At 72.0% G+C, this 20189-nt stretch carries 19 protein-coding genes; 13 read left to right on the forward strand and 6 right to left on the reverse strand.

Going from position 1 to position 20189, the window contains the following annotated elements; translation table 11 throughout:
- On the forward strand, window positions 1–244 hold a 244-nt coding region (locus tag ACGWYJ_RS29260; RefSeq protein WP_395109653.1), incomplete at its 5' end, for a hypothetical protein.
- 24 nt (window positions 245–268) lie between these two features.
- On the opposite strand, the gene ACGWYJ_RS29265 is transcribed toward ACGWYJ_RS29260, so the two are convergent.
- The gene (locus ACGWYJ_RS29265) at window positions 269–2425 is read right to left on the reverse strand and encodes an acyl-CoA dehydrogenase (RefSeq protein WP_395109654.1); all 2157 of its coding nucleotides are present in this window, start codon (window positions 2423–2425) and stop codon (window positions 269–271) included.
- 154 nt (window positions 2426–2579) lie between these two features.
- Here ACGWYJ_RS29265 and ACGWYJ_RS29270 point away from each other — a divergent pair, with 154 nt between their 5' ends.
- Window positions 2580–3596 carry a TIGR03617 family F420-dependent LLM class oxidoreductase gene (locus ACGWYJ_RS29270; RefSeq protein ID WP_395109655.1) on the forward strand — a complete coding sequence of 339 codons (1017 nt, stop codon included), beginning with the start codon at window positions 2580–2582 and terminating at the stop codon, window positions 3594–3596.
- Window positions 3597–3632: 36 nt separating this feature from the next.
- Here the strand turns inward: ACGWYJ_RS29270 and ACGWYJ_RS29275 are convergent, their stop codons facing one another.
- A complete protein-coding gene (locus tag ACGWYJ_RS29275) occupies window positions 3633–4391 on the reverse strand; it encodes an SDR family NAD(P)-dependent oxidoreductase (protein WP_395109656.1) in 759 nt (252 codons plus the stop codon).
- A gap of 112 nt (window positions 4392–4503) precedes the next feature.
- A complete protein-coding gene (locus ACGWYJ_RS29280) occupies window positions 4504–5277 on the reverse strand; it encodes an enoyl-CoA hydratase/isomerase family protein (protein WP_395109657.1) in 774 nt (257 codons plus the stop codon).
- Between the two features lie 504 nt (window positions 5278–5781).
- Between ACGWYJ_RS29280 and ACGWYJ_RS29285 the strand changes: the two genes are divergently transcribed.
- From ACGWYJ_RS29285 to ACGWYJ_RS29325, 9 genes are all read left to right on the forward strand, one after another.
- Window positions 5782–7035 carry an ABC transporter substrate-binding protein gene (locus ACGWYJ_RS29285; protein WP_395109658.1) on the forward strand — a complete coding sequence of 418 codons (1254 nt, stop codon included), beginning with the start codon at window positions 5782–5784 and terminating at the stop codon, window positions 7033–7035.
- Window positions 7036–7093: 58 nt separating this feature from the next.
- A complete protein-coding gene (locus tag ACGWYJ_RS29290; RefSeq protein WP_395109659.1) occupies window positions 7094–7951 on the forward strand; it encodes a mycofactocin-coupled SDR family oxidoreductase in 858 nt (285 codons plus the stop codon).
- A 50-nt stretch (window positions 7952–8001) separates the two neighbouring features.
- Window positions 8002–8817, forward strand: coding sequence for an NAD(P)-dependent oxidoreductase (locus tag ACGWYJ_RS29295; RefSeq protein WP_395109660.1), 816 nt, complete (start codon window positions 8002–8004; stop codon window positions 8815–8817).
- A 219-nt stretch (window positions 8818–9036) separates the two neighbouring features.
- Window positions 9037–10242, forward strand: a complete 1206-nt coding sequence (locus ACGWYJ_RS29300; RefSeq protein ID WP_395109661.1) for a cytochrome P450 — start codon at window positions 9037–9039, stop codon at window positions 10240–10242.
- A 72-nt stretch (window positions 10243–10314) separates the two neighbouring features.
- Entirely contained in the window at window positions 10315–10503 is a 189-nt protein-coding gene (locus tag ACGWYJ_RS29305) for a ferredoxin (protein WP_395109662.1), read from the forward strand.
- Window positions 10503–12200 (forward strand): thiolase C-terminal domain-containing protein, encoded by a 1698-nt coding sequence (locus ACGWYJ_RS29310; protein ID WP_395109663.1) that lies wholly within the window; start codon window positions 10503–10505, stop codon window positions 12198–12200. The genes ACGWYJ_RS29305 and ACGWYJ_RS29310 overlap by 1 nt, the downstream gene beginning before the upstream one ends.
- A gap of 9 nt (window positions 12201–12209) precedes the next feature.
- Window positions 12210–13691 carry an aldehyde dehydrogenase family protein gene (locus tag ACGWYJ_RS29315; RefSeq protein ID WP_395109664.1) on the forward strand — a complete coding sequence of 494 codons (1482 nt, stop codon included), beginning with the start codon at window positions 12210–12212 and terminating at the stop codon, window positions 13689–13691.
- A gap of 42 nt (window positions 13692–13733) precedes the next feature.
- Entirely contained in the window at window positions 13734–14879 is a 1146-nt protein-coding gene (locus ACGWYJ_RS29320; protein ID WP_395109665.1) for an amidohydrolase family protein, read from the forward strand.
- Window positions 14876–15106 carry a hypothetical protein gene (locus tag ACGWYJ_RS29325; protein WP_395109666.1) on the forward strand — a complete coding sequence of 77 codons (231 nt, stop codon included), beginning with the start codon at window positions 14876–14878 and terminating at the stop codon, window positions 15104–15106. Before ACGWYJ_RS29320 ends, ACGWYJ_RS29325 begins: the two co-directional genes overlap by 4 nt.
- A gap of 19 nt (window positions 15107–15125) precedes the next feature.
- Here the strand turns inward: ACGWYJ_RS29325 and ACGWYJ_RS29330 are convergent, their stop codons facing one another.
- Window positions 15126–16358, reverse strand: a complete 1233-nt coding sequence (locus ACGWYJ_RS29330; RefSeq protein ID WP_395109667.1) for a CaiB/BaiF CoA transferase family protein — start codon at window positions 16356–16358, stop codon at window positions 15126–15128.
- Window positions 16359–16535: 177 nt separating this feature from the next.
- On the opposite strand from ACGWYJ_RS29330, the gene ACGWYJ_RS29335 reads away from it, so the two are divergent.
- Together ACGWYJ_RS29335 and ACGWYJ_RS29340 are read left to right on the forward strand one after the other, a co-directional pair.
- Window positions 16536–18041, forward strand: a complete 1506-nt coding sequence (locus ACGWYJ_RS29335; RefSeq protein WP_395109668.1) for a FadR/GntR family transcriptional regulator — start codon at window positions 16536–16538, stop codon at window positions 18039–18041.
- Between the two features lie 86 nt (window positions 18042–18127).
- On the forward strand, window positions 18128–19048 hold the full coding sequence (locus ACGWYJ_RS29340; protein WP_395109669.1) for a TIGR03619 family F420-dependent LLM class oxidoreductase: 921 nt from the start codon (window positions 18128–18130) through the stop codon (window positions 19046–19048).
- Here ACGWYJ_RS29340 and ACGWYJ_RS29345 read toward each other — a convergent pair.
- Complete coding sequence (locus ACGWYJ_RS29345) at window positions 19029–19901, reverse strand: alpha/beta fold hydrolase (RefSeq protein ID WP_395109670.1); 873 nt, start codon at window positions 19899–19901, stop codon at window positions 19029–19031. The genes ACGWYJ_RS29340 and ACGWYJ_RS29345 overlap by 20 nt on opposite strands.
- A gap of 102 nt (window positions 19902–20003) precedes the next feature.
- On the reverse strand, window positions 20004–20135 hold the full coding sequence (locus ACGWYJ_RS29350) for a hypothetical protein (RefSeq protein ID WP_395109671.1): 132 nt from the start codon (window positions 20133–20135) through the stop codon (window positions 20004–20006).
- Window positions 20136–20189 lie beyond the last annotated feature (54 nt).

Genomic DNA, 20189 nt, shown 5'->3' on the forward strand with positions numbered 1-20189 from the left:
CTACATCGGCGACGTGACCTGGGTACGGGGCGAGGTCCGCGACAAGGTCCAGCGGGACGGCCGCAACGAGGTCCACATCGAGGTGCGGTGCGAGAACCGGCACGGCGAGGCCACGACCCCCGGCACCGCGGTCGTCCTGCTGCCCACCCGCGACCGGCCCCGTGTCGAGCTCCCCGAGCCGCCCGCGCCCACGCTGGACGGCATGCTGCGCCACGAGCTGGACCGGTACGGCGTCGGTTCGTGAGCCGGCGCCGTACCGGCGTCGCGGTCACTTGATCAGCGGGTCGCGGGGAAGGCCGAGGATGCGCTCGGCGATCTGGTTGCGGGAGATCTCGGAGGTGCCGCCCGCGATGGTCATCGCGCGCCAGGCCACGGCCATCCTCGCGGCGGCGCCGCCGAGCCCGTCGTCCTCGAACGCGGCGTCCTGCCCGGCGAAGGCGAGCAGCAGCGACGCGGTGCCGCGGCCGTGCTCGGCCAGGACGAGCTTGGTGATGTTGCCTTCCGGGCCCGGCTCGCCGCCCGCCACGGCCCGCTCCGCGCTGCGCAGGTTCAGCAGCCGCAGCGCCGCGTCTTCCGCGACGTGCTCGCCGATGCGCCGCGCCGCGGCCGGAACGCGGTCGCCGTAGCGCCTGTACAGGTCGAACAGGTCGGGGAGGTCCGTCTCGCCGCCCGCCCTGCCGCCGATGCTGACCCGCTCGTTGCCGAGCGTGGCGCGCGCGACCGCCCAGCCGTGGCCGGGCTCGCCCACCACGTCGGCGTCGGGGACGAAGACGTCGGTGAGGAAGACCTCGTTGAAGTCGGAGGCGCCGGTGGCCTGGCGCAGGGGCCGCACCTCGACGCCGGGATGCTCCATGTCGATGATCATCATGGTGACGCCGCGGTGCTTGGGCGCGTCGGGGTCGGTGCGGACCGTGGCCAGGCCGCGCCGGCAGTGGTGCGCGCCGCTCGTCCAGACCTTCTGGCCGTTGACGATCCAGCCGCCGTCGGCGCGCACGGCACGGGTCTTGACCGCGGCGGCGTCCGAGCCCGCGGAGGGCTCGCTGAACAGCTGGCACCAGATCTCCTCCCCGGCGAGCGCGGGACGGACCAGCCGCTCGATCTGGTCGGGGGTGCCGTGCTGGATCAGCGTGAGGATGACCCAGCCGGTGATGCCGAGCTGCGGGCGGCTCACCCCGGCGGCCTTGAACTCCTCCTCGATGACCAGTTGCAGCCCGGCGGGCGCCTCGATGCCCCAGGGCTTCGGCCAGTGCGGCTGGAGATACCCGGACTCGACCAGCCTGGCGCGCCGCCGGTCGGCGGGCAGCGCCGCGATCTCCCGGGCGAGCGCGCGGACGGCGGCGCGCTCGGCCTCGGCCTCGGGCGGCAGGTCCAGCGAGGGCTCCCGGACGACCCCCGCGGCGCCGAGCCGCGTCACGTCGGCGGCGGCGTCCGCGGGGTCGTACACCGCCTCCAGCGTGGTCGCGCGGCGCTGCAACAGGTGCGCGTCGTGCTCCCAGGTGAACCCGATGCCGCCGTGGACCTGGGTGTTGAGCGAGGCGTTGTGGGCGAACGCCGGGATCGCGAGGGCGCCGGCGATCGCGGCGGCCAGCTCGAACTGGTCGGCGGGACCCTGGGACGCGCGCGCGGCGTCCCACACGGCCGCGGTGCCGAGCTCGGCGGCGACCAGCATGTTCGCGAGATGGTGCTTGACCGCCTGGAAGGTGCCGATGGAGCGGCCGAACTGCTCGCGCACCTTGGCGTACGCGGTCGCGGCCTCCACGCACTCCAGGGCGCCGCCGATCGCGTCCGCGCTCGCCAGCGTCCGCGCGATCGCCAGGGCGTGCGCCCGCGCCCCCGGCAGCGCCTCGCACCTCGCCTTGTCCAGGCGCAGCCTCGCCGAGCGGCGGGCACGGTCGAGGCTCGGCGGGGTCTGGACGGTCACGCCCGCCGCGCCGGTGCGCACCACGGCCAGGTCGTCGCCCGCGGCGACCAGCACGAGCCCGGCCAGGGCGCCGCCCAGGACCGTTCCGGAGGTGCCGGTCACGGTGCCGTCCTCGATCCGCGCGTCACCGCCGAACGCGACCGCGCCGATCGTCGTGCCGTCCGCGAGGCCCGGCAGCAGCCGCGCCCTCTGCCCGTCCGTCCCCAGGGCGGCGATCACCGCGGACGCGGTCACGGTCGGCAGCGCGGGGCCCGGGGCGGCGGCGCGGCCGAGCTCCTCCAGCACCACCACCAGCTCGGGCAGGCCCGCGCCCCCGCCCCCGTACCGCTCCGGCAGGTGCACGCCGAGCAGTCCCAGCCCGGCGAACTCCTTCCAGAAGGAGGGCGGCGTCTCGGCCGCGGCCTCCAGCAGCGCCCGGTTCGCGTCACGCGCGCCGTGCGACGCCAGGAACGCGCGCGTGGTGCTCGCCAGCTCACGGTGCTCGGCACTGATGGCGATGGGCATGGCCCCTCCAGCCTGAGATCGACGAGGTAATTACCTTAACCTGTATTCCGGGCCGCCTTCAGAGCCGGGCCGGAGCATAGGCACTTTTCATTGAGCAGTCGGATAAAAGAGGCTACTGTTTAGCGAGTTTATCCGATCGACCGGTGGAGTGCGGATGAAGATCGACGCGAATCTGCGCGCTGACCTGACCGAGGCCCCGGCCGCCGCGGCGGCGCTGGAGAAGGACGGGTACGGCGGCGTCTGGATCGGGGAGGCCGGCAACGACCCGTTCCTGCTGAGCCTCCAGGCGATCTCGGGAACCGGGTCGGTGACCGTCGGCACGTCGGTCGCCATCGCGTTCGCCCGCACTCCCATGACCTTGGCCACGGTGGGCTTCGACCTCGCCAGGCATTCCCGGGGCCGGTTCGTCCTCGGCCTGGGATCGCAGATCAAGGCGCACATCGAGCGGCGGTTCTCGATGCCGTGGTCGCGCCCGGCCGCGCGCATGCGCGAGCTGATCCTGGCCATGCGCGCCATCTGGGCGTGCTGGCAGGACGGGGAGAAGCTGGACTTCCGCGGCGACTTCTACACCCACACCCTGATGACGCCGTTCTTCGCCCAGCAGCCCCACCCCCACGGCCCGCCGCCGGTCTACCTGGCCGGTGTCGGGGAGCAGATGACCGAGGTCGCGGGCGAGGTCGCCGACGGATTCTTCGTGCACCCGTTCACCACCGAGCGGTATCTGCGTGAGGTCACGCTTCCCACGCTGAGGCGCGGGCGCGCGAAGGCCGGCAAGAAGGGCTTCGACGGCTACACCGTGTGCGGCTCCTCCATGGTGGTCACCGGCCGCACGGAGGAGGAGATGGCCAAGGCGGCCAGGACCGTCAAGCGGCAGATCGCCTTCTACGCCTCCACCCCCGCCTACCGGCCCGTGCTGGACCTGCACGGCCTCGGCGACCTCCAGCCCGAGCTCACGGCCCTGTCCAAGGAGGGCCGGTGGCGGGAGATGACCGGCCTGATCGGCGACGACGTGCTGAACGAGTTCGCGGTGACCGGGGCGCCGGAGGAGATCGGGCCGGCGCTCCAGGCGAAGATCGGTGACGTCTACGACCGGGTGAGCCTCTACACCCCGTACCCCGTCGACCTGTCGTCGTTCGCCCCGCTCCTCGACGGCCGCGGAACGAGCGCGTGACCGGTGACCGGCGCGGCCCGGACCCGGGCCGCGCCGTCAGCGGGGCGCGAAACGCTGGCCCGCGTCCAGGCGCAGGCACTGCCCGTTGAGCATCGGGTTGTCGACGATGGCGAGGACGAACTTGGCGTACTCCACGGGACGCCCCATGCGCTTGGGGAAGGCGGCGTCCTTGGTGAGGTTCCTGGCGACCTCGTCGGTGATACGGGAGGTGATGCCGGTCGCGAACAGGCTGGGCGCGATCGCCAGGACCCGGATGCCGAGCGAGCCCAGGTCGCGGGCCATGGTCAGGCACATCCCCGCGATCCCGGCCTTGGCGGCGGTGTAGGCGACCTGGCCGATCTGCCCCTCGAACGCGGCGATGGAGGACGTGTTGACGATGACGCCGCGCTCCGCGTCCTCGGGCTCGTTGCGGCTCATGTGCGCGGCGGCCAGCCGGGAGATGTTGAACGAGGCGACCACGTTGAGGTCGAGGACCCGGCGGAAGGCGTCCAGGTCGTGCGGCCCCTCCCGGGTGAGGGTGCGCTGGGCGATCCCGCCTCCGGCGGTGGTGACGATGACGTGCAGCCCGCCCAGGCCGGCCACGGCGGCGTCGATCGCCTGCTCGGTGCCGGCGAAGTCGGTGACGTCCACGGGGTGGAACGGGCCGCCGAGCTCCTTGGCCACCTTCGCGCCGTCGGACCCCTCGCGGTCCAGCACCGCCACGGACGCGCCGCGCGCCGCGAGCAGCTCGGCCGTCGCCCGGCCCATCCCGGATGCGCCGCCGACCACGATCGCCTTCTTGCCGCTGATCTCCATGGTGCGTCCTCCGTCCGCCGGTACGGCGATGGCAACTGAGTTAACTAGGTTAGCCTAGAGCGGTCCGGGGGCGTCCAGACCGGATCGCCCGGTCTCTCCGGCGGCGCACCGCTCATCGCAGCGTCCACGAGCGGGTGGGCACCGCCGAGCGGTCGACCTGGGCGCTCCCGATCGGGTTGCCGATGTGCGTGTACAGCAGGCCGGACCGCAGCGCCTCGGACCTGGTGGCGTCGAGCGACTCCCACACGGCCCGGACCGTGCCCTGCACCGCGGCGGGCGGCTTCGCGGCGATGATCCGCGCGAGCTCGTCGCCCCGCGCCCACAGCTCCTCGCGCGGCAGCACCTCGCTGACCAGCCCGATCTGGTGCGCCCGCTGGGCGGACATGCGCTCGTCCAGGCCGAGCAGCGCGATCCGCATCACCTCGCCGATCGGGATCCTGCGCGCCAGGCCGATCGGTTCGAGCGCGGCGGTCAGCCCGTAGTTGACGTGCGGATCGAAGAACGTCGCGTCGTCGGAGGCGATGACGATGTCCGACTCGTTGATCCAGTAGAACGCGCCGCCCGCCGCCATCCCGTGCACGCACGTGATCACCGGCTTCCAGACCCGGTTGAGCTTGGGCGACAGCCGCTCGCCGGGGTCCTCCTGCGACCAGACGTTGTCCGGCCGGTCGAAGCCCTCCTTGACGTCCACGCCGGTGCAGAACGCCCGCTCGCCCGCCGCGCGCAGCACCACCACGTGCACGTCGTCGTCCTCGCGCACCATCGTCCAGAGCCGGGCGAAATCGCTGAGCATCGCCTCGTTGAAGCTGTTCATGGCCTCGGGCCGGTTCAGCGTGACCGTCGCGACATGGTCGGCCACCTCGTAGATGACCGTGGTGAACGCCATCAGCCCTCCCGGATCCGGAGCGTGCATCGTCCTGAGATCTATAGCGCCTCGCCGCCGCCGCACGCCAGGACGGGGCCGACCAGGCGTTCCTGGACAGTAACTTAGGTCACTACGTTGACGACGATACCTGGGTAGGCCGACACTCGAACGACCGCGCCGGTGGCGCCCGCCCCGCCGGGCGGGGAGGCCGGCGGAACGCCACCGTGCGGCCGCTACCACAAGTGCCCGTCAATATAGTGCACTCAGTTGTCCGAGCCCGTCATGGACTCCCGGTGTCCTCACCTGGCCGCAGTACGGCCGTGATGGGGCATCTTCCCAGTTCACAGCCATTTACAAGGATCTTGGACGTCGCCTCAGATTACGCTTAGGTTACGAGACCTCGCCTTGTCGCAGAAAATTGAGTTTACTTGGCTACCTATGAGGCCGGATGGTGCGGACCGTCCCGCAGTGGCGGGGACGGGCGTACAAGGCCGCCCGGTATATCGCCGGACGAAGGGAAGAACCATGCGAAGGTCAGCTCTCGTCACCACGGGCGCCGCCTGCGCCGCCATGCTCGCCGCGCTCCCCCTCGCGGGATGCGGAGCGAACTCCGGCGCGGGCTCGGGCGGCTCCTCCGCCATCAAGATCGGCATCGTCACGTCGCTGACCGGCCAGGCGAGCGCGGGCTTCACCGGCGTGGAGGAGGGGGCCAAGGCCCGGCTGTCGGCCTCCAAGGAGGAGCCGGGCGCCTGCACCCGCGACATCCAGGTCGTCATGGCCGACGACACCTCGACGCCCCAGGGGGCGCTCTCGGCGACCCAGAAGCTGGTGCGGCAGGACAAGGTGTTCGCCCTGCTTCCGGTCAGCTCGTTCTTCTATGGCGCCGGCCAGTACGCGGGCACGCAGGCCAAGGAGACGCCGGTGCTGGGCGCGGGCTTCGACGGCGGCAAGCAGTGGCTGAACAAGGACTACCGGAACCTCTTCAACGCCATCGGCAACGTCGACAACGAGAACATCTCCTCGGCCATGGGCACGTACTGGAAGAGCATCGGCGGCACCAAGGCGGCCGCGGTCGCCTTCGACACCCCGAGCGCGTCCGCCGCGGCCCTGGCCAACATCGAGTCCGCCGAGCGCGCCGGTCTCCAGCGCGGCTACGTCAACGTGAAGGTGCCGTTCGGCAGCAAGGACGTCGGATCGCTGGTGCTCGGCATCAAGAACTCCGGCGCCGACGTCCTGTACCTGCCGGTCACCCCCGAGACCGCCTTCGCCGTCGTCGGCGGTCTGAAGCAGGCCAGGGTCGAGCTGAAGTCGGTGATACTGGCCACCGGCTACGGCGCCGACCTCCTGAAGTCGGAGCCCGCCGTGCGGGCCGCGCAGGGCATCGGCTTCTCCACGAGCGTCGCGCCCATGGAGATCCCGACGCCGGGAGGCCAGGCGATGTCGGCCGCCCTGCAGAAGTACGCCGGGGCGACGACCAAGCTGCCCTCCTTCTCGCAGTCGATGGGCTGGCTCACCACCGACCTGCTGTTGCACGGGCTGAAGAAGGCCGGGTGCGACGCGTCCCAGAGCGAGCTGATCGACGCGCTGCGCGACAGCAAGGACTGGACCGCCAATGGCCTGTACCCGAGGCCGCACGACTTCACCAAGTACGGCGACCTCGCCAGCGGCCAGGGGCCGGGCAACTGCTTCTTCGTGTCGATCCTGCGCGGCAGGGAGTTCCAGACGGACCCGAAGGCCAAGCCCATCTGCGGAACCCTGCTCGGAAAGGTCAAGCGCTAGCGTCCCGCCCACCCCGGATCACGGTGCGCCCCGCATCGAGAACGACAGAGGAGCACGGATGTCAGGACGAGTCTCAGGCAAGGTCGCCTTCATCACCGGTGTGGCCCGCGGCCAGGGCCGCAGCCACGCGATCCGGCTCGCCGAGGAGGGCGCGGACATCATCGGCGTCGACGTGCCCCGGCCGATCGACGACATGCCCTACCCGCTGGGCACGCAGGAGGAGCTGGACGAGACGATCGAGCTCGTCCGCAAGCTCGGCCGCCGCATCGTCGCCAAGCCCGCGGACGTGCGCGATCGCGACGCGATGCGGCGGGTGGTGGACGAGGGCGTGGCCGAGCTGGGACGGCTGGACATCGTCGTCGCCAACGCCGGCATCTGCCCGCTCGGCCCCACACCGCCCGGCACCTTCCTGGACGTGCTGGACGTCGACCTCGTCGGAGTGATCAACGCCTACAACGTCGCCTACCCGCACCTGCCGGACGGCGCCTCCATGATCGCCACCGGGTCGGTCGCGGGCCTGGTGCAGGGCACCGTGGACAACCCGGCGACCGGACCGGGCGGCGCCGCCTACTCGCTGGCCAAGCGGACCATCGCCGAGCTCACGCGCGACCTGGCGATCGCCCTGGCGCCGAGGCGGATCAGGGTCAACGCGGTGCACCCCACCAACGTCGACACCCCGCTGCTCCACAACGATCCGATGTACAGGCAGTTCCGTCCCGACCTGGAGGCCCCCACCCGCGAGGACGCGATGGCGGCGTTCCCCGCGATGCAGGCCATGCCGATCCCGTTCATCGAGCCGGCCGACGTCAGCGAGGCGGTGCTGTTCCTGGCCTCGGACGCCTCGCGGTACGTGACGGGCATGCAGATGCGCGTGGACGCCGGCTCGGTGGCCAAGCAGATGCCGCGGTCGCTGTGACCGCGCCGCGAGGCACGGCGGTCCGCCCGTACCGAGGGAGCTGAGTCCACGTGGCCGACCCGGTGATCGGGTTCGTCGGCGCCGGGCGGCTCGGCGAGCCCGCGGCCGTACGGCTCCTTGACGCGGGCGCGCCCGTGCGGCTGTACGCCCGCCGTCCGGAGGTCCGGGACCGGCTCGGCCGCCGCCGGGCCGTGGTCGTGGACACGGTCCGGGAGGCCGCGCGGGACGCCGACGTGCTCCTGGTGTTCGTGTTCTCCGATGAGCAGGTCCGCGAGCTGCTGATCGGGGACGGCGGGGCGATCGCCGCCATGCGTCCGGGCACGGTCGTGCTCGTCCACACCACGGTCGCGCCGCGGACCCTGGACGCGCTCGCCCGCGCCGCGGCACCCGGCGGGATAGCGGTGGTGGACGCGCCGGTCAGCGGGAACGCGGACGACGTCAGGCGGGGCGCCCTCACCGTCCTGCTGGGCGGTGAGCCGGACGCGGTGGACCGATGCGAGAAGATCGTGGCCGCCTACGCCGATCCGATCCTGAGGGTGGGGCCTGCGGGGGCGGCGATGAAGACGAAGCTGCTCAACAACGTGCTGTTCGCGGCGCAGCTCCAGTTGGCCGCGCAGGTCGCCGGCATGGCGGAGGGGCTGGGACTGGATCCGATGCCCACGCTCCAGAGCCTCCTGCGGTGCAGCGGGGCCAGCGCGGCGATGGAGCACATGGCGCGGTCGGGCGACATCGCCGCGTTCGCCGCGAGCGTCGGGCCTTACCTGCGCAAGGACGTCCGGGCCTGCGAGGCCGCCTCGCGGGAGCTGTCCCTGAGCCTCGGCCTGGTGGGGGAGGTCGCCCGCGAGGGGCCCCTCGACATCGCGTGAGCGATCCGAAGGGATCAAATAAGGCTACACAATAGCCATACCGCCCGACGGTCACCGATCGTGGGCAACGGCCGTGACACTCACGGTATCCGCAGATAGAGCAGAGGTTCAGAGGAAGTCTTGACATGACGGCACCGCTGGAACAGGCTGAAAAACGCGCTAAAGCGTCTAAGGAATCCAGATCGATCGGTCAAGGCGGACGTCGCCGAGGAGGGCGTTATGACCGTTGCCGGTGACCCCCCGGTGGAGCAGGAGCCGACGATCCGCTACGAGGACATCAACGTCCCGGTCTCCGCTCCGTGCGCCCACTTCGACAGCTACGACAGGCTGCGCGAGCAGGCGCCCGCCCACTTCGGCACCGCGCTGGGCCACGAGTTCTGGCTGCTCACCCGGATGGAGGACATCCGGGCCGCCTTCCAGGACGCGGCCACCTTCTCCAGCAGCGCGGTCACCCCGTACGAGCCCGACCCGCCCTACAAGTGGATCCCGGAGATGCTGGACCCGCCGCTGCACACCAAGTGGCGTCACCTGCTGGGCCCGTTCTTCGCGCCCGGCGCGGTCAAGCGGCTGCGGCCGAGGGTGGAGGCGCGGTTCGAGGAGATCATGGATGAGATCGTGGACCGGGGGAGCTGCGACTACGTGGCCGACGTGGCGCTGCGGTTCCCCAACACCATCTTCATGGAGCTGATGGGCCTGCCCGTCTCCGACGCCGACCGGTTCCAGCGGTGGGAGACCGCGATCCTGCACGCCGGGACGTCGGACAGGGACGCCGCCTACCAGGCGATGGGCGAGGTCAACGCCTACTTCGCCGAGCTGATCGCCGAACGGCGCAAGAGCCCCCGCGAGGACATCGTCAGCGTCGCCTCCACCTGGAAGATCGACGGCGAGCCCGTCACCGAGGAGGACCTGCACGCCCTGTGCCTGCTGCTGTTCATGGCCGGCCTCGACACCGTCGCGCAGCAGCTGTCCTACTCCATGTACCACCTGGCGAACCACGCGGAGGACCGGCGGCGGCTCGTCGAGGACCCGGGCCTGTTCGAGCCCGCGATCGAGGAGTTCCTGCGCTACTACGCCTTCGTCTCGCCCGGCCGCAAGGTGACCAGGGACGTCGAGGTGGCCGGCTGCCCGATCAAGGCGGGACAGATGGTGTGGCTGCCGATCGCCTCCGCCAACCGCGACCCGGAGGAGTTCCCGGACGCCGACAAGGTGATCATCGACCGGCGGGACAACCGGCATCTGGCCTTCGGCGGCGGCCCGCACCGCTGTCTCGGCTCGCACCTGGCGCGCCAGGAGCTGCTGGTCGGGCTCACCGGCTGGCACCGCCGCATCCCCGACTACCGGCTCGATCCCGACGTCCCGGTGAGCGAGCACGGGGGGCAGGTCGGTCTCAGCAACCTGCCGCTCGTGTGGGAACCCCGGGCCTAGACCGCGGCCGGCGCCGTCCCGCCCGGGCCCCGGGCGTCCCGCCGCCCCCCTGCCAGCGACGAGAGAGGCTTCATGAAAATCGTGATCGACAAGGACAGGTGCCGGGGCCACGCGCGCTGCAACGCGCTCGCGCCCGAGCTCTTCGACCTCGACGACCTCGGGTACGCCGCCGCCGGCGAGCTGGAGGTCCCCGAGGGCGGCGAGCGGGCGGCCCTCGCCGGCGTCCGGGGCTGCCCGGAACGCGCGATCACCACCGTCTGATGACGGCCGCCGACCTCCAGGGCGGCGGGCCGATCTCGCGTCCCCTTCCGCAGCCCACGCTGAGCTCGGAGGGCTTCTGGCGCTCGGGCGAGGACGGGTTGCTCCGCATCGCGCGCTGCCACGACTGCGAGCGCCTGATGCACCCGCCGCTGCCGATCTGCCCGACCTGCCGTGGCCGCAAGGTCGAGCTCGCCCCGGTGTCGGGACGGGCGACCGTGGTGGGTTTCAGCGTGAACCACCAGACCTGGCTGCCGTCCTTCCCGCCGCCGTACGTCGTCGCGATCGTGGCGGTGGAGGAGGACGACCGGGCACGGCTCACCACCAACATCGTCAACTGCGATCCGGACGAGGTCCACGTCGGCATGCGCGTCCGCGTGCTCTTCGAGCATGCCGAGGACGTGTGGATCCCCCTCTTCGAACCGGATCCCGGCGCGGGCTTGGACGCCCCGCGGCCCGGCCCCGTGCCGGAGCCGCGGGACGTCCGCGCCTCCCTGCGCGCGCCCGCCTCGACCGTGAGGTTCGAGGACAAGGTGGCGCTGACCGGCGTGGGCCAGTCGCGCGTCGGCCGCCGCCTGATGGTCGACCCGCTGTCCCTCACCGTCGACGCGTGCTTGGCGGCGATCGACGACGCTGGACTGACCGTCGCCGACATCGACGGCCTGTCCACCTATCCCGGCCCGCAGTTCGGCGGCATGTCCGAGGGCGGCGTCACCGCCGTCGAGGAGGCGCTGGCCATCCGGCCGACCTGGGTGAACGGGGGACCGGAGACCGCCGGCCAGAACGGCTCGATCATCACCGCCATGCTGGCGGTGGCGGCCGGGCTGTGCCGGCACGTGCTGTGCTTCCGTACGGTCTGGCAGGCGTCGGAGGCGGCGATGCTGCGCTCGGGCCGGATCCAGCCGCCCGACGCCCGCGCCACGGGGATGATGGAGTTCCGCGCCCCGTTCGGCGCGATGTCGGCCGCGCAGTGGATCGGGATGCACGCCTCGCACTACTTCCACCGGTACGGCGCCGGACGGGAGCTGCTCGGCACCATCGCGGTCAACGCGCGCGCGAACGCGGCGCGCAACCCCGAGGCCGTGTACCGCGACCCGATCACCCTGGACGACCATCTGTCCGCCCGGATGATCACCACGCCGTTCGGGCTCTACGACTGTGACGTGCCGGTGGACGGGGCGGTCGCCGTGATCGTCTCGGCCGTCGAGACCGCCGTGGACCGGCCGAGGCCGCCGGTCCTGGTGGAGGCCGTGGGCACGCAGATCCTGGAGCGGCCGTCCTGGGACCAGGACACCCTCACCCACATGCCGCAGGCGCTCGGGCCCGGCGCGCACCTGTGGACCAGGACCTCGCTGCGGCCCGAGGACGTCGACGTCGCGCAGATCTACGACGGCTTCACCTTCAACACCGTCTCCTGGATCGAGGCGCTCGGCTTCTGCGGGCTCGGCGAGGCCGCGGACTTCCTCGACGGCGGGCGCACGATCGCCCTGGACGGCCCGCTGCCCCTCAACACCCACGGCGGGCAGCTGTCGGCGGGGCGGACGCACGGCTACGGCTTCGTCCGGGAGGCGATGCTTCAACTGCGCGGCGAGGCGACAGGCCGGCAGGTGCCGGACGCGAAGGTCGCGGTGGTCGCCTCCGGCGGGGGCGTGCCCGCCGGGGTGATGCTGCTGCGCCGCGGTGACCACGGCCACGACTAAGGAGCGAACATGACCGGCGTACCGACCGCACGACTGTTCATCGACGGCGCCTGGACCGAGGGCGACGGGGACGCCTGGACCGACGTGCGCAACCCCGCCACCGAGGAGGTCATCGGCCGGGTCCCGCGGGGCACGCCGCAGGACGTGCGCCGGGCGATCGAGGCCGCGCGGCGGGCCTTCGACGAGGGGCCGTGGCCCCGGATGACGCCTCGTGAGCGCGCGGCCGTCATGCTCCGGATGGCCGACGCGATGGAGCGGCGGCTGCCCGAGCTGCTCGACCTCAACATCGCCGAGGCGGGGTCGGTCCGCCCGCTGGCCGAGTCGATCCAGGTCGGCATCCCGATCGCCCACTTCCGCGACATGGCCGAACGGGTCATGCCCTCGTTCGCCTGGGAGACGCCGCTGGCCGCGACGGTCGCGGGGCCCGGCCTCGGCATCGGGCAGGGCGTGCGGCGGCGCGAGCCCTTCGGCGTGGCCGCCCTCATCTCCGCCTACAACTTCCCGTTCTTCCTGAGCGTCATGAAGCTGGCCCCGGCGCTGGCGTCGGGATGCACCGTGGTGCTCAAGCCGGCGCCGACGACCCCGCTGGAGGTGCTGATCCTCGGTGAGTTCGCCGAGGAGGCCGGCCTGCCCCCGGGCGTGCTGAACATCGTGACCGGGGACGTCGACGCGGGCCGGGAGCTCACCACCCACCCGATGGTGGACATGGTGAGCTTCACCGGCTCGGACTCCGTGGGCCGGATGGTCTACGGGCAGGCCGCCGGGACCATGAAGAAGGTCGTCCTGGAACTGGGCGGCAAGTCCGCGGTCATCGTCAACGACGACGCCGACCTGGACAGGGCGATGGGCGACTCGCTGTTCGGCATGACGGTCCACGCCGGACAGGGCTGCTCGCTGATGACCCGGACGCTGGTGCACCGCTCCCGGCACGACGAGCTCGTCGAACGGCTCACCGCCGCGCTCGCGCACGTCACGGTGGGCGATCCCGCCGATCCCGGCACCGCGATGGGGCCGCTGATCAGCGACGCCCAGCGCGCCAAGGTGGAGAAGCTCATCCGCGCCGGTGAGGAGGAGGGCGCCCGCGTCGCGTTCGGCGGCGGCCGCCCGCCCGGCCTCGACCGCGGCTACTTCGTCGAGCCGACGCTGTTCACCGGTGTCGACAACGGCATGACCATCGCGCGGCAGGAGTTCTTCGGCCCGGTCGGCGTCGTCATCCCGTTCGACGACGACGAGGAGGCCGTGCGCATCGCCAACGACAGCCCGTACGGGCTGGCCGGTTCGGTGTGGGCCAAGGACCCCTACCGCGCGTACGAGATGGCCAAGGGGATCCGGGCCGGGCTGGTGTCGGTGAACGGCGGCGGAGGAGGCGTCAGCCCGCACGTTCCGTTCGGCGGCTACAAGCAGAGCGGCCTGGGACGTGAATGGGGCGAGTTCGGACTGGACGAGTACCTCCAGACCAAGGGCATCACCTGGAGCGCCGCCGCCGGCTGAGGTCGGGCCCGGCGACCGGTCCGTCATGGAAAGGAAGACATCATGCCCCTGCAGCCGCACATGAAGCTGCTGTCCACCGACGATCACTTGATCGAGCATCCGGCGGTGTGGTCGGACCGTCTGCCCGCGCGCTACCAGGACGCGGGGCCGCGGATCGTCGAGCAGGCCAAGCCCGGCGGCGGCGCGCCCGCGGAGGTCTGGAAGTACGAGGACCGGATCTACCCGTACATCGGGCTGAACGCCGTCGCGGGCAAGCGGCCCGAGGAGTTCGGCATCGAGCCGATCCGCTACGACGACATGATCCCGGGCTGTTACGACCCGGTGGCGCGGCTGGCCGACATGGACATCGACGGGGTCTGGGGAGCGCTCAACTTCCCCTCGTTCCCGCGCTTCGCCGGCACCGTGTTCCTTGAGGGCCGGGACCGCGAGCTGGCCCTGCTGTGCGTGCAGGCGTGGAACGACTTCGTCCTGGACGAGTGGTGCGCCGCCGCCCCCGACCGCTTCATCCCGCTGGTGATCCTGCCGCTGTGGGACGCCGGCCTGTGCGTCCAGGAGATCCACCGCACGGCGGCCAAGGGCGCCAAGGCGGTCGCCTTCCCCGAGAACCCGGTCCCGCTGGGGCTGCCGTCGTTCCACACCGACCACTGGGACGGGGTGTTCTCCGCGGTCGAGGAGACCGGCATGCCGCTGGTCATGCACTTCGGCACCTCCGGCCAGGCGCCGTTCACCGCGCCCGAGGCGCCCTTCGCGGTCGCGATCTCGCTGTTCGGCTGCAACTCCATGTACACGACGGCCGACCTGCTGTTCTCGCCGGTCTTCCACCGCCATCCCCGGTTGAAGGTGGGGCTGAGCGAGGGCGGAATCGGCTGGATCCCGTACATGCTGGAGCGGATCGACGCGACCTGGGAGCGGCACCGCTACTACCAGAACGTCAACCAGACCGTGCGACCGTCGGACCTGTTCCGCGAGCACATGCACGGATGCTTCATCGACGACTTCTTCGGCGTCGAGAACCGGCACCACATCGGCGTCGACAACATCACCTGGGAGTGCGACTACCCGCACTCGGACTCGTACTGGCCGCACAGCCGCAAGCGCGCCGCCGAGGCGTTCCGCGACACCCCCGACGAGGAGGTCCACCGGATGGTGGAGCTGAACGTCCGCAGGCTGTACAACTTCCCCGCATGAGCCAGGTCAGGAAAGAGCGGCCCGTTGGCGCGCGGCCGGAGTCCGAGCGATCCGACTGGACCGAGCAGGACCTCCTCACCATCGAGGAGGCCCTGCCCCGGCTCCGCGACGCGATCGCCGAGGCGGAGGCGGAGCTGGCCACGGCCGCCGGTCCCGAAGAGCGCGATCTGCTGGAACGGCGGATCACGGCCATGCGCGATGCGTGCAGGCGGCTTGAGGCGCGTTAGGGCACGGCCGTCCCGCCCGTCAGGTGATGGCGCCGGCCAGCTTCAGCTCGATCAGCCTCTCGTCGGTGTAGCCGAGCTCGCGCAGCACCTCGTCGGTGTGCTCGGCGAACTGCGGCGCGCGGGTCAGCTCGACGGGGGACTCGTCGAACTGCACCGGGCTGGCGACCAGCTCGCGGTCGGTGCCGTCGGCGTCCACCACGGGGGCGATCATGCCGTTGGCGCGCAGCGAGGCGTCCTGGCCGACCTCCCAGGCGTTCTGCACGACCGACCACTGCGCCTTCATGTCCTTGAACGTCTCCACCCACTCGGCCAGCGTGCGCTTCTCGATGATCCGCGCCACGATCTCGGCGGCCTCCCGGGCGTTGGCCATGATCTTCTCGGTGCCGTCGAACCGCTCGTCGCCGATCAGGTCCTCGCGGCCCACCACCGTGCAGAACTCCGGCCAGTAGACCCCCGGCTGGAGCATCGAGAACTCCAGCCAGCGCCCGTCGGCCGTCCGGTAGCTGCCGATCAGCGGGTTGGTGGGGGAGCCGTGCTTGGGATGGTCCTGGACGGGCAGCGGCCCGTCGGACATCAGCGCCAGGTTCACCGAGAACTGGGTGGCCCACGCGCCGACGCCGAGCAGGGACACGTCGACCACCGAGGGCTCGCCGGTGACCGCCCGCTTGTACAGCGCCGCGGAGATGCCACCGGCGATCGTCATCCCGCCCATCGAGTCCCCGTAGGCCCCCGCGGGCATCCGCATCATCCGGTCGGACGTCGGCGGGGTGACGCCCGCCGCGCTGCCGCCCCGGGCCCAGAACGCCGTGCTGTCGTAGCCGCCCTTGTCCGCCTCGGGCCCGCGGGCGCCGAAGCCGCTGCCGCGAACGTAGATGATGTCCGGATTGATCGCCCTGATGTCCTCGACGTCCACCCCGAGGCGCGAGCGCGGCCCGGGAAGGAGGTTGGTGAGGAACACGTCCGAGGACCGGACGAGCTCCTCCAGCACCGCGCGGGCCTCCGGCTTCTCCAGCGCCAGGCCCACGCTGCGCTTGCCCCGGTTGGGTCCCTCCATGATCGGGAAGAAGGAGGTCCCCGGGTTCCGCACGTCCAGGCCCAGCAGCCGCACCAGCCCTCGCTGGGCGTCGCCGCGCTCGGCGTGCTCGACCTTGATGACGTCCGCGCCCCAGTCGGCGAGCACGGCGCCCGCCGCGGGGACGAAGGTGAACTGCGCGACCTCCAGGACCCGGACGCCTTCCATCGGTCGGTGCACGGGGAACCGCCTCCTCCTCAGCTCGTGTGCCGCCGTGGGCGAGCCGCAGCGATCCTAAAAAGGATACGTAATTAAGTCAATGCTGTCACGAGTTGGAGGCGGAAAGCGCCATGAGCAGTACATTAGTTGCACGCTGCGTAGAATGAGGTTACTCGAAGTCGGCGAGGGGTAGCCACGATGGCCAAAGCCTCCGGCGGGCGGCCGGCCGAGGAGCGCGCCGGCCGATGGGCGCCGGCCGGGGACGACGACGGCGGCAATCTGGCGTCCCGGGTCGCCCGCGAGATCGAGGCGGAGATCATCCGGCTGGGCTGGCCGATCGGCCACAACCTCGGCTCGGAGCCCGCGCTGCGGGAGCGGTACGGGGTCAGCAGGCCGGTGATGCGCGAGGCGGTCCGCCTGGTCGAGCACCACAGGGCCGCCCGGATGCGCGGCGGTCCCAACGGCGGCCTGCTCGTGTGCGCGCCGGACGCCGCGCCGGCCACCAGGGCGGTGGTCATCTACCTGCAGTACGTCGGGACCGGCATCGAGGACCTGCAGTACGCGCGCCTGCAACTGGAGCCGCTCGCCGCCTCGCTCGCCGCGGAGAACATCAGCGAAGCGGGGATCTCCCGGCTCCGGGCCATCCTCGACGAGGAGTCCGCCCGCCGCCGGGAACCGGGCGTCCTCTCGCGCAACGTCCTGCACACGGCGCTGGGCGAACTGTCCGGCAACCCGGTGCTGCACCTGTTCGTCGAGGTGCTGGCGCGGCTGTCGGCACGGTACGCCCACATCGCCCGGCCGGCACCCTCGGAGGAGATGACGGCCGGGAAGGACAGGGCGCATCCGCCCCACGCCGACATCGTCCACGCGGTGGTCGCCGGTGACGCGGCGGCGGCGCAGCACCTGCACACCGAGCATCTCGCCCGGGTCACCGAGTGGATGAGGGAGCGCCGGGCCGGCGGCGCGGGGGAGGCGATCCCCGACCTGTTCGACGTCTCCGACGGGCCGCAGGTCAAGCTCGCCGAGGTGGTGGCCGGGCGAATCCACGACGAGATCGTCCGTGGCGGCTGGCGGGTCGGCGAGGTGCTCGGCTCCGAGGCCGAGCTGCGGTCCCGCCACGATGTCAGCCGGGCGGCGCTGCGCGAGGCGGTGCGGCTGCTGGAGCATCACTCCGTCGCCCGCATGCGCAGGGGGCCGGGCGGCGGGCTGGTCATCGCCGAGCCCCGTCCCCGGGCGAGCATCGAGAGCATGGCCCTCTACCTCGACAGGCAGGGCGCCGGGGCGGACGACCTGGCCACCGTCCGCGAGGCCGTCGAAGTGGGGATCGTGCGCCGGGTGATGGCCGGGGGCGTGTCGCCGGAGGCGCTGCGTCGGCTGGAGGGGGTGCCGGCCTGCGGCACGCCCGGTGCCGGTTCCGCCAGGGCGCGTGCCGAACGGTTCCACACCACGCTCGCCGAACTCTGCGGCAACCCGGTGCTTGCGCTGTTCCAGGGCATCCTTCTCGAACTGTGGAGCCGGCATTTCCTGGACACCGAGCCGCCATCGGGGCCGCCATCGGGGCCGCCGTCCGGCACGGGCCCGTCCGCCGCCGAGGCCGAACGGGTGCATCGCCGGATCCTCGACGCGATCCGCGACGGCGACGAAGGGGTGGCCCTGCGCCGCATGCGGCGCCATATCGCGGCGCTGACCGCCTGGTACCGGTGAACCGCGTCCTGGTGCACCTATTGCTTACACTCTATTTTCCCGATAGGAAGGGCTGAACGGGCGAGCGGGCACGGCGGGAGGCGAGGGTGCGGTTCACGGTCGAACACCCGGTCGGGCGGGCCGATTGCGATCCCGCGCTCTACGGGCCCGCGGGACTGCCGGCGTTCGCCCGCGCCGCCGAGGAGGCGGGCTTCTCCGCGCTGGCGTTCACCGAGCACCCCGCGCCGTCGCTGAAATGGGTGCGCGGCGGCGGGCACGCGACGCTGGATCCGGTCGCCGCCCTGGCCTTCGCCGCGGCGTGCACGACCCGGCTCACGATCATGCCGTTCCTGATGGTCCTGCCCTACCGGAACCCGTTGGTGGCCGCGAAGTCGATCGTGTCGCTCGACGTGCTCTCCGGAGGCAGGCTGGTGGTCGGGGCGGGCGGCGGCTACCTGCGCTCGGAGTTCGGCGCGCTGGGCGTGGCGTTCGAGGAGCGGGGCGCGCTGTTCGACGAGGCCCTGGAGGTGCTGCGCGAGGTGTGCGTCACCGAGGAGTTCCGGTACGAGGGGCGGCATTTCACCGCGCGCGGGGTGACCATGAGCCCCCGGCCCGTCCAGCGGCCGCATCCGCCGGTGTGGATCGGCGGGAACGGGCTCAACGCCCGCCGCCGGGTCGCGCGGTTCGGCCAGGGCTGGAGCCCGTTGATCACCAGCGCGGAGCAGGCGGCGACCACCCGGATGCCCGCGATCACGAGCGTCGGACGGCTGGCCGAGGCGATCGGGGAGCTGCGCGAGCTGGTGGCCGGGGCCGGGCGGGATCCGGCGTCGATCGCCGTGCAGGTCCGGTCGCCCTGGAGCCGGGTGCTCGGCACCGAGGTGCCGGCCGAGGAGGTCCGCGACCATGTCGGTGAGCTGGCCGAGGCCGGGGTCACCCAGTTCGTGACGACCGTGCCCGGGGACTCCACCACCGCCGCCCTCGACGCGCTCGCCCGGTTCGGCGAGGAGGTCATCTCCTCGCGGTGGTGAGGAGCCTCCACTGCGTCAGGATCGTCCGCAGGGCGGTGACCAGTGACAGCGGCTGGTCCAGCATCGGGTGGTGCCCGGCGTCGGGCAGCTCCACGATCAGCCCGGGACGGCCCAGCAGCCGGTCGATCTCGGCGGCCATCGCGGGCGGCACCAGGCCGTGCTGGGAGCGCAGGAAGGCCGTCGGGCAGGTGATGCGCGGCAGGAGGTCCCGGAGCGGCGCGCGCGGGCCGAAGAAGGACGGGTCGAACTTCCACGTCCAGCCGCCCTCGACGGCGTGGACCGACTGCTCCGCGATGTGCTCCCGCACGTAGGGCAGCAGGACCGCCTGCCGCGGCACCGTGGTGAAGCGGCCGACGATCTCCTCGCGGGTGGGATGGACCCTGGTCGCGCGCCGCCGCCGGCGCAGCCGCTCCTCCTCCGGCGGCCGGTCGTTCAACGGCGAGTCGATGATCGCGATGCCGGCGATCCGGTCGTCGCCGAGCGCTCCGACGGTGGACGTCACCCAGCCGCCCAGGCTGTGCCCGGCCACATGGAAGGGGCCGCGGACGCCTCCGGCGCCGGCCGCCGCGACGACCTCCCGCGCCCAGAGGGTCAGATCGTAGGATCGGCGCCGGCCGCTGTCGCCGTGCCCGGACAGATCGGGCGCGACCACCCGGTGGTCGCGGGCCAGGAGCGGGCCGATGTGGTCCCACCAGCCGGAATGCGCCGATCCGCCGTGCACCAGCACCAGCCCCGGGCTGTCCTCGTCACCCCAGCAGCGCAGATGGATCCGGCAGCCGCCGACCGTCGTGTCGCGATGCTCGGGCGCGTCGGCCAGCGCCTCGCGGAACCACCCTGGCGCGTCGGTCGTCATCCGGCCTCCATGTCTCTCCGCCGTCTCTCCGCCACCTCGGCATTTATAGTATCCTTATTGGTTTCGCGCTCATCCGGCGGCCCGGCCCGCGCGGGGTCGCGGTCAGATCGCGAAGACCGAGTCCGGGCGGGCGGCGTCCACGCGGACGTAGCGGTGGGCGATCTCCCGGTGGTCGCCCACCGGCACGTGCCGGTCCCGGTAGCGGCCCCAGTGGCCGGGCCCTTCGGCGGTCATGACCCACATCTCCACGAATCACCCACCTCCGGCGTTAAAGTAACCTCATTGGCC

The organism is Actinomadura sp. SCN-SB (genome assembly GCF_043906805.1).
Classification (GTDB): domain Bacteria; phylum Actinomycetota; class Actinomycetes; order Streptosporangiales; family Streptosporangiaceae; genus Spirillospora.

Excerpts from the sequence above, each read along its gene's own strand:
- ACGWYJ_RS29265 (WP_395109654.1), bottom strand. The coding sequence starts at position 2,425 with ATGCCCATCGCCATCAGTGCCGAGCACCGTGAGCTGGCGAGCACCACG.
- ACGWYJ_RS29270 (WP_395109655.1), top strand. The coding sequence starts at position 2,580 with ATGAAGATCGACGCGAATCTGCGCGCTGACCTGACCGAGGCCCCGGCC.
- ACGWYJ_RS29275 (WP_395109656.1), bottom strand. The coding sequence starts at position 4,391 with ATGGAGATCAGCGGCAAGAAGGCGATCGTGGTCGGCGGCGCATCCGGG.
- ACGWYJ_RS29280 (WP_395109657.1), bottom strand. The coding sequence starts at position 5,277 with ATGGCGTTCACCACGGTCATCTACGAGGTGGCCGACCATGTCGCGACG.
- ACGWYJ_RS29285 (WP_395109658.1), top strand. The coding sequence starts at position 5,782 with ATGCGAAGGTCAGCTCTCGTCACCACGGGCGCCGCCTGCGCCGCCATG.
- ACGWYJ_RS29290 (WP_395109659.1), top strand. The coding sequence starts at position 7,094 with ATGTCAGGACGAGTCTCAGGCAAGGTCGCCTTCATCACCGGTGTGGCC.
- ACGWYJ_RS29300 (WP_395109661.1), top strand. The coding sequence starts at position 9,037 with ATGACCGTTGCCGGTGACCCCCCGGTGGAGCAGGAGCCGACGATCCGC.
- ACGWYJ_RS29305 (WP_395109662.1), top strand. The coding sequence starts at position 10,315 with ATGAAAATCGTGATCGACAAGGACAGGTGCCGGGGCCACGCGCGCTGC.
- ACGWYJ_RS29310 (WP_395109663.1), top strand. The coding sequence starts at position 10,503 with ATGACGGCCGCCGACCTCCAGGGCGGCGGGCCGATCTCGCGTCCCCTT.
- ACGWYJ_RS29315 (WP_395109664.1), top strand. The coding sequence starts at position 12,210 with ATGACCGGCGTACCGACCGCACGACTGTTCATCGACGGCGCCTGGACC.
- ACGWYJ_RS29320 (WP_395109665.1), top strand. The coding sequence starts at position 13,734 with ATGCCCCTGCAGCCGCACATGAAGCTGCTGTCCACCGACGATCACTTG.
- ACGWYJ_RS29325 (WP_395109666.1), top strand. The coding sequence starts at position 14,876 with ATGAGCCAGGTCAGGAAAGAGCGGCCCGTTGGCGCGCGGCCGGAGTCC.
- ACGWYJ_RS29335 (WP_395109668.1), top strand. The coding sequence starts at position 16,536 with ATGGCCAAAGCCTCCGGCGGGCGGCCGGCCGAGGAGCGCGCCGGCCGA.
- ACGWYJ_RS29345 (WP_395109670.1), bottom strand. The coding sequence starts at position 19,901 with ATGACGACCGACGCGCCAGGGTGGTTCCGCGAGGCGCTGGCCGACGCG.
- ACGWYJ_RS29350 (WP_395109671.1), bottom strand. The coding sequence starts at position 20,135 with ATGACCGCCGAAGGGCCCGGCCACTGGGGCCGCTACCGGGACCGGCAC.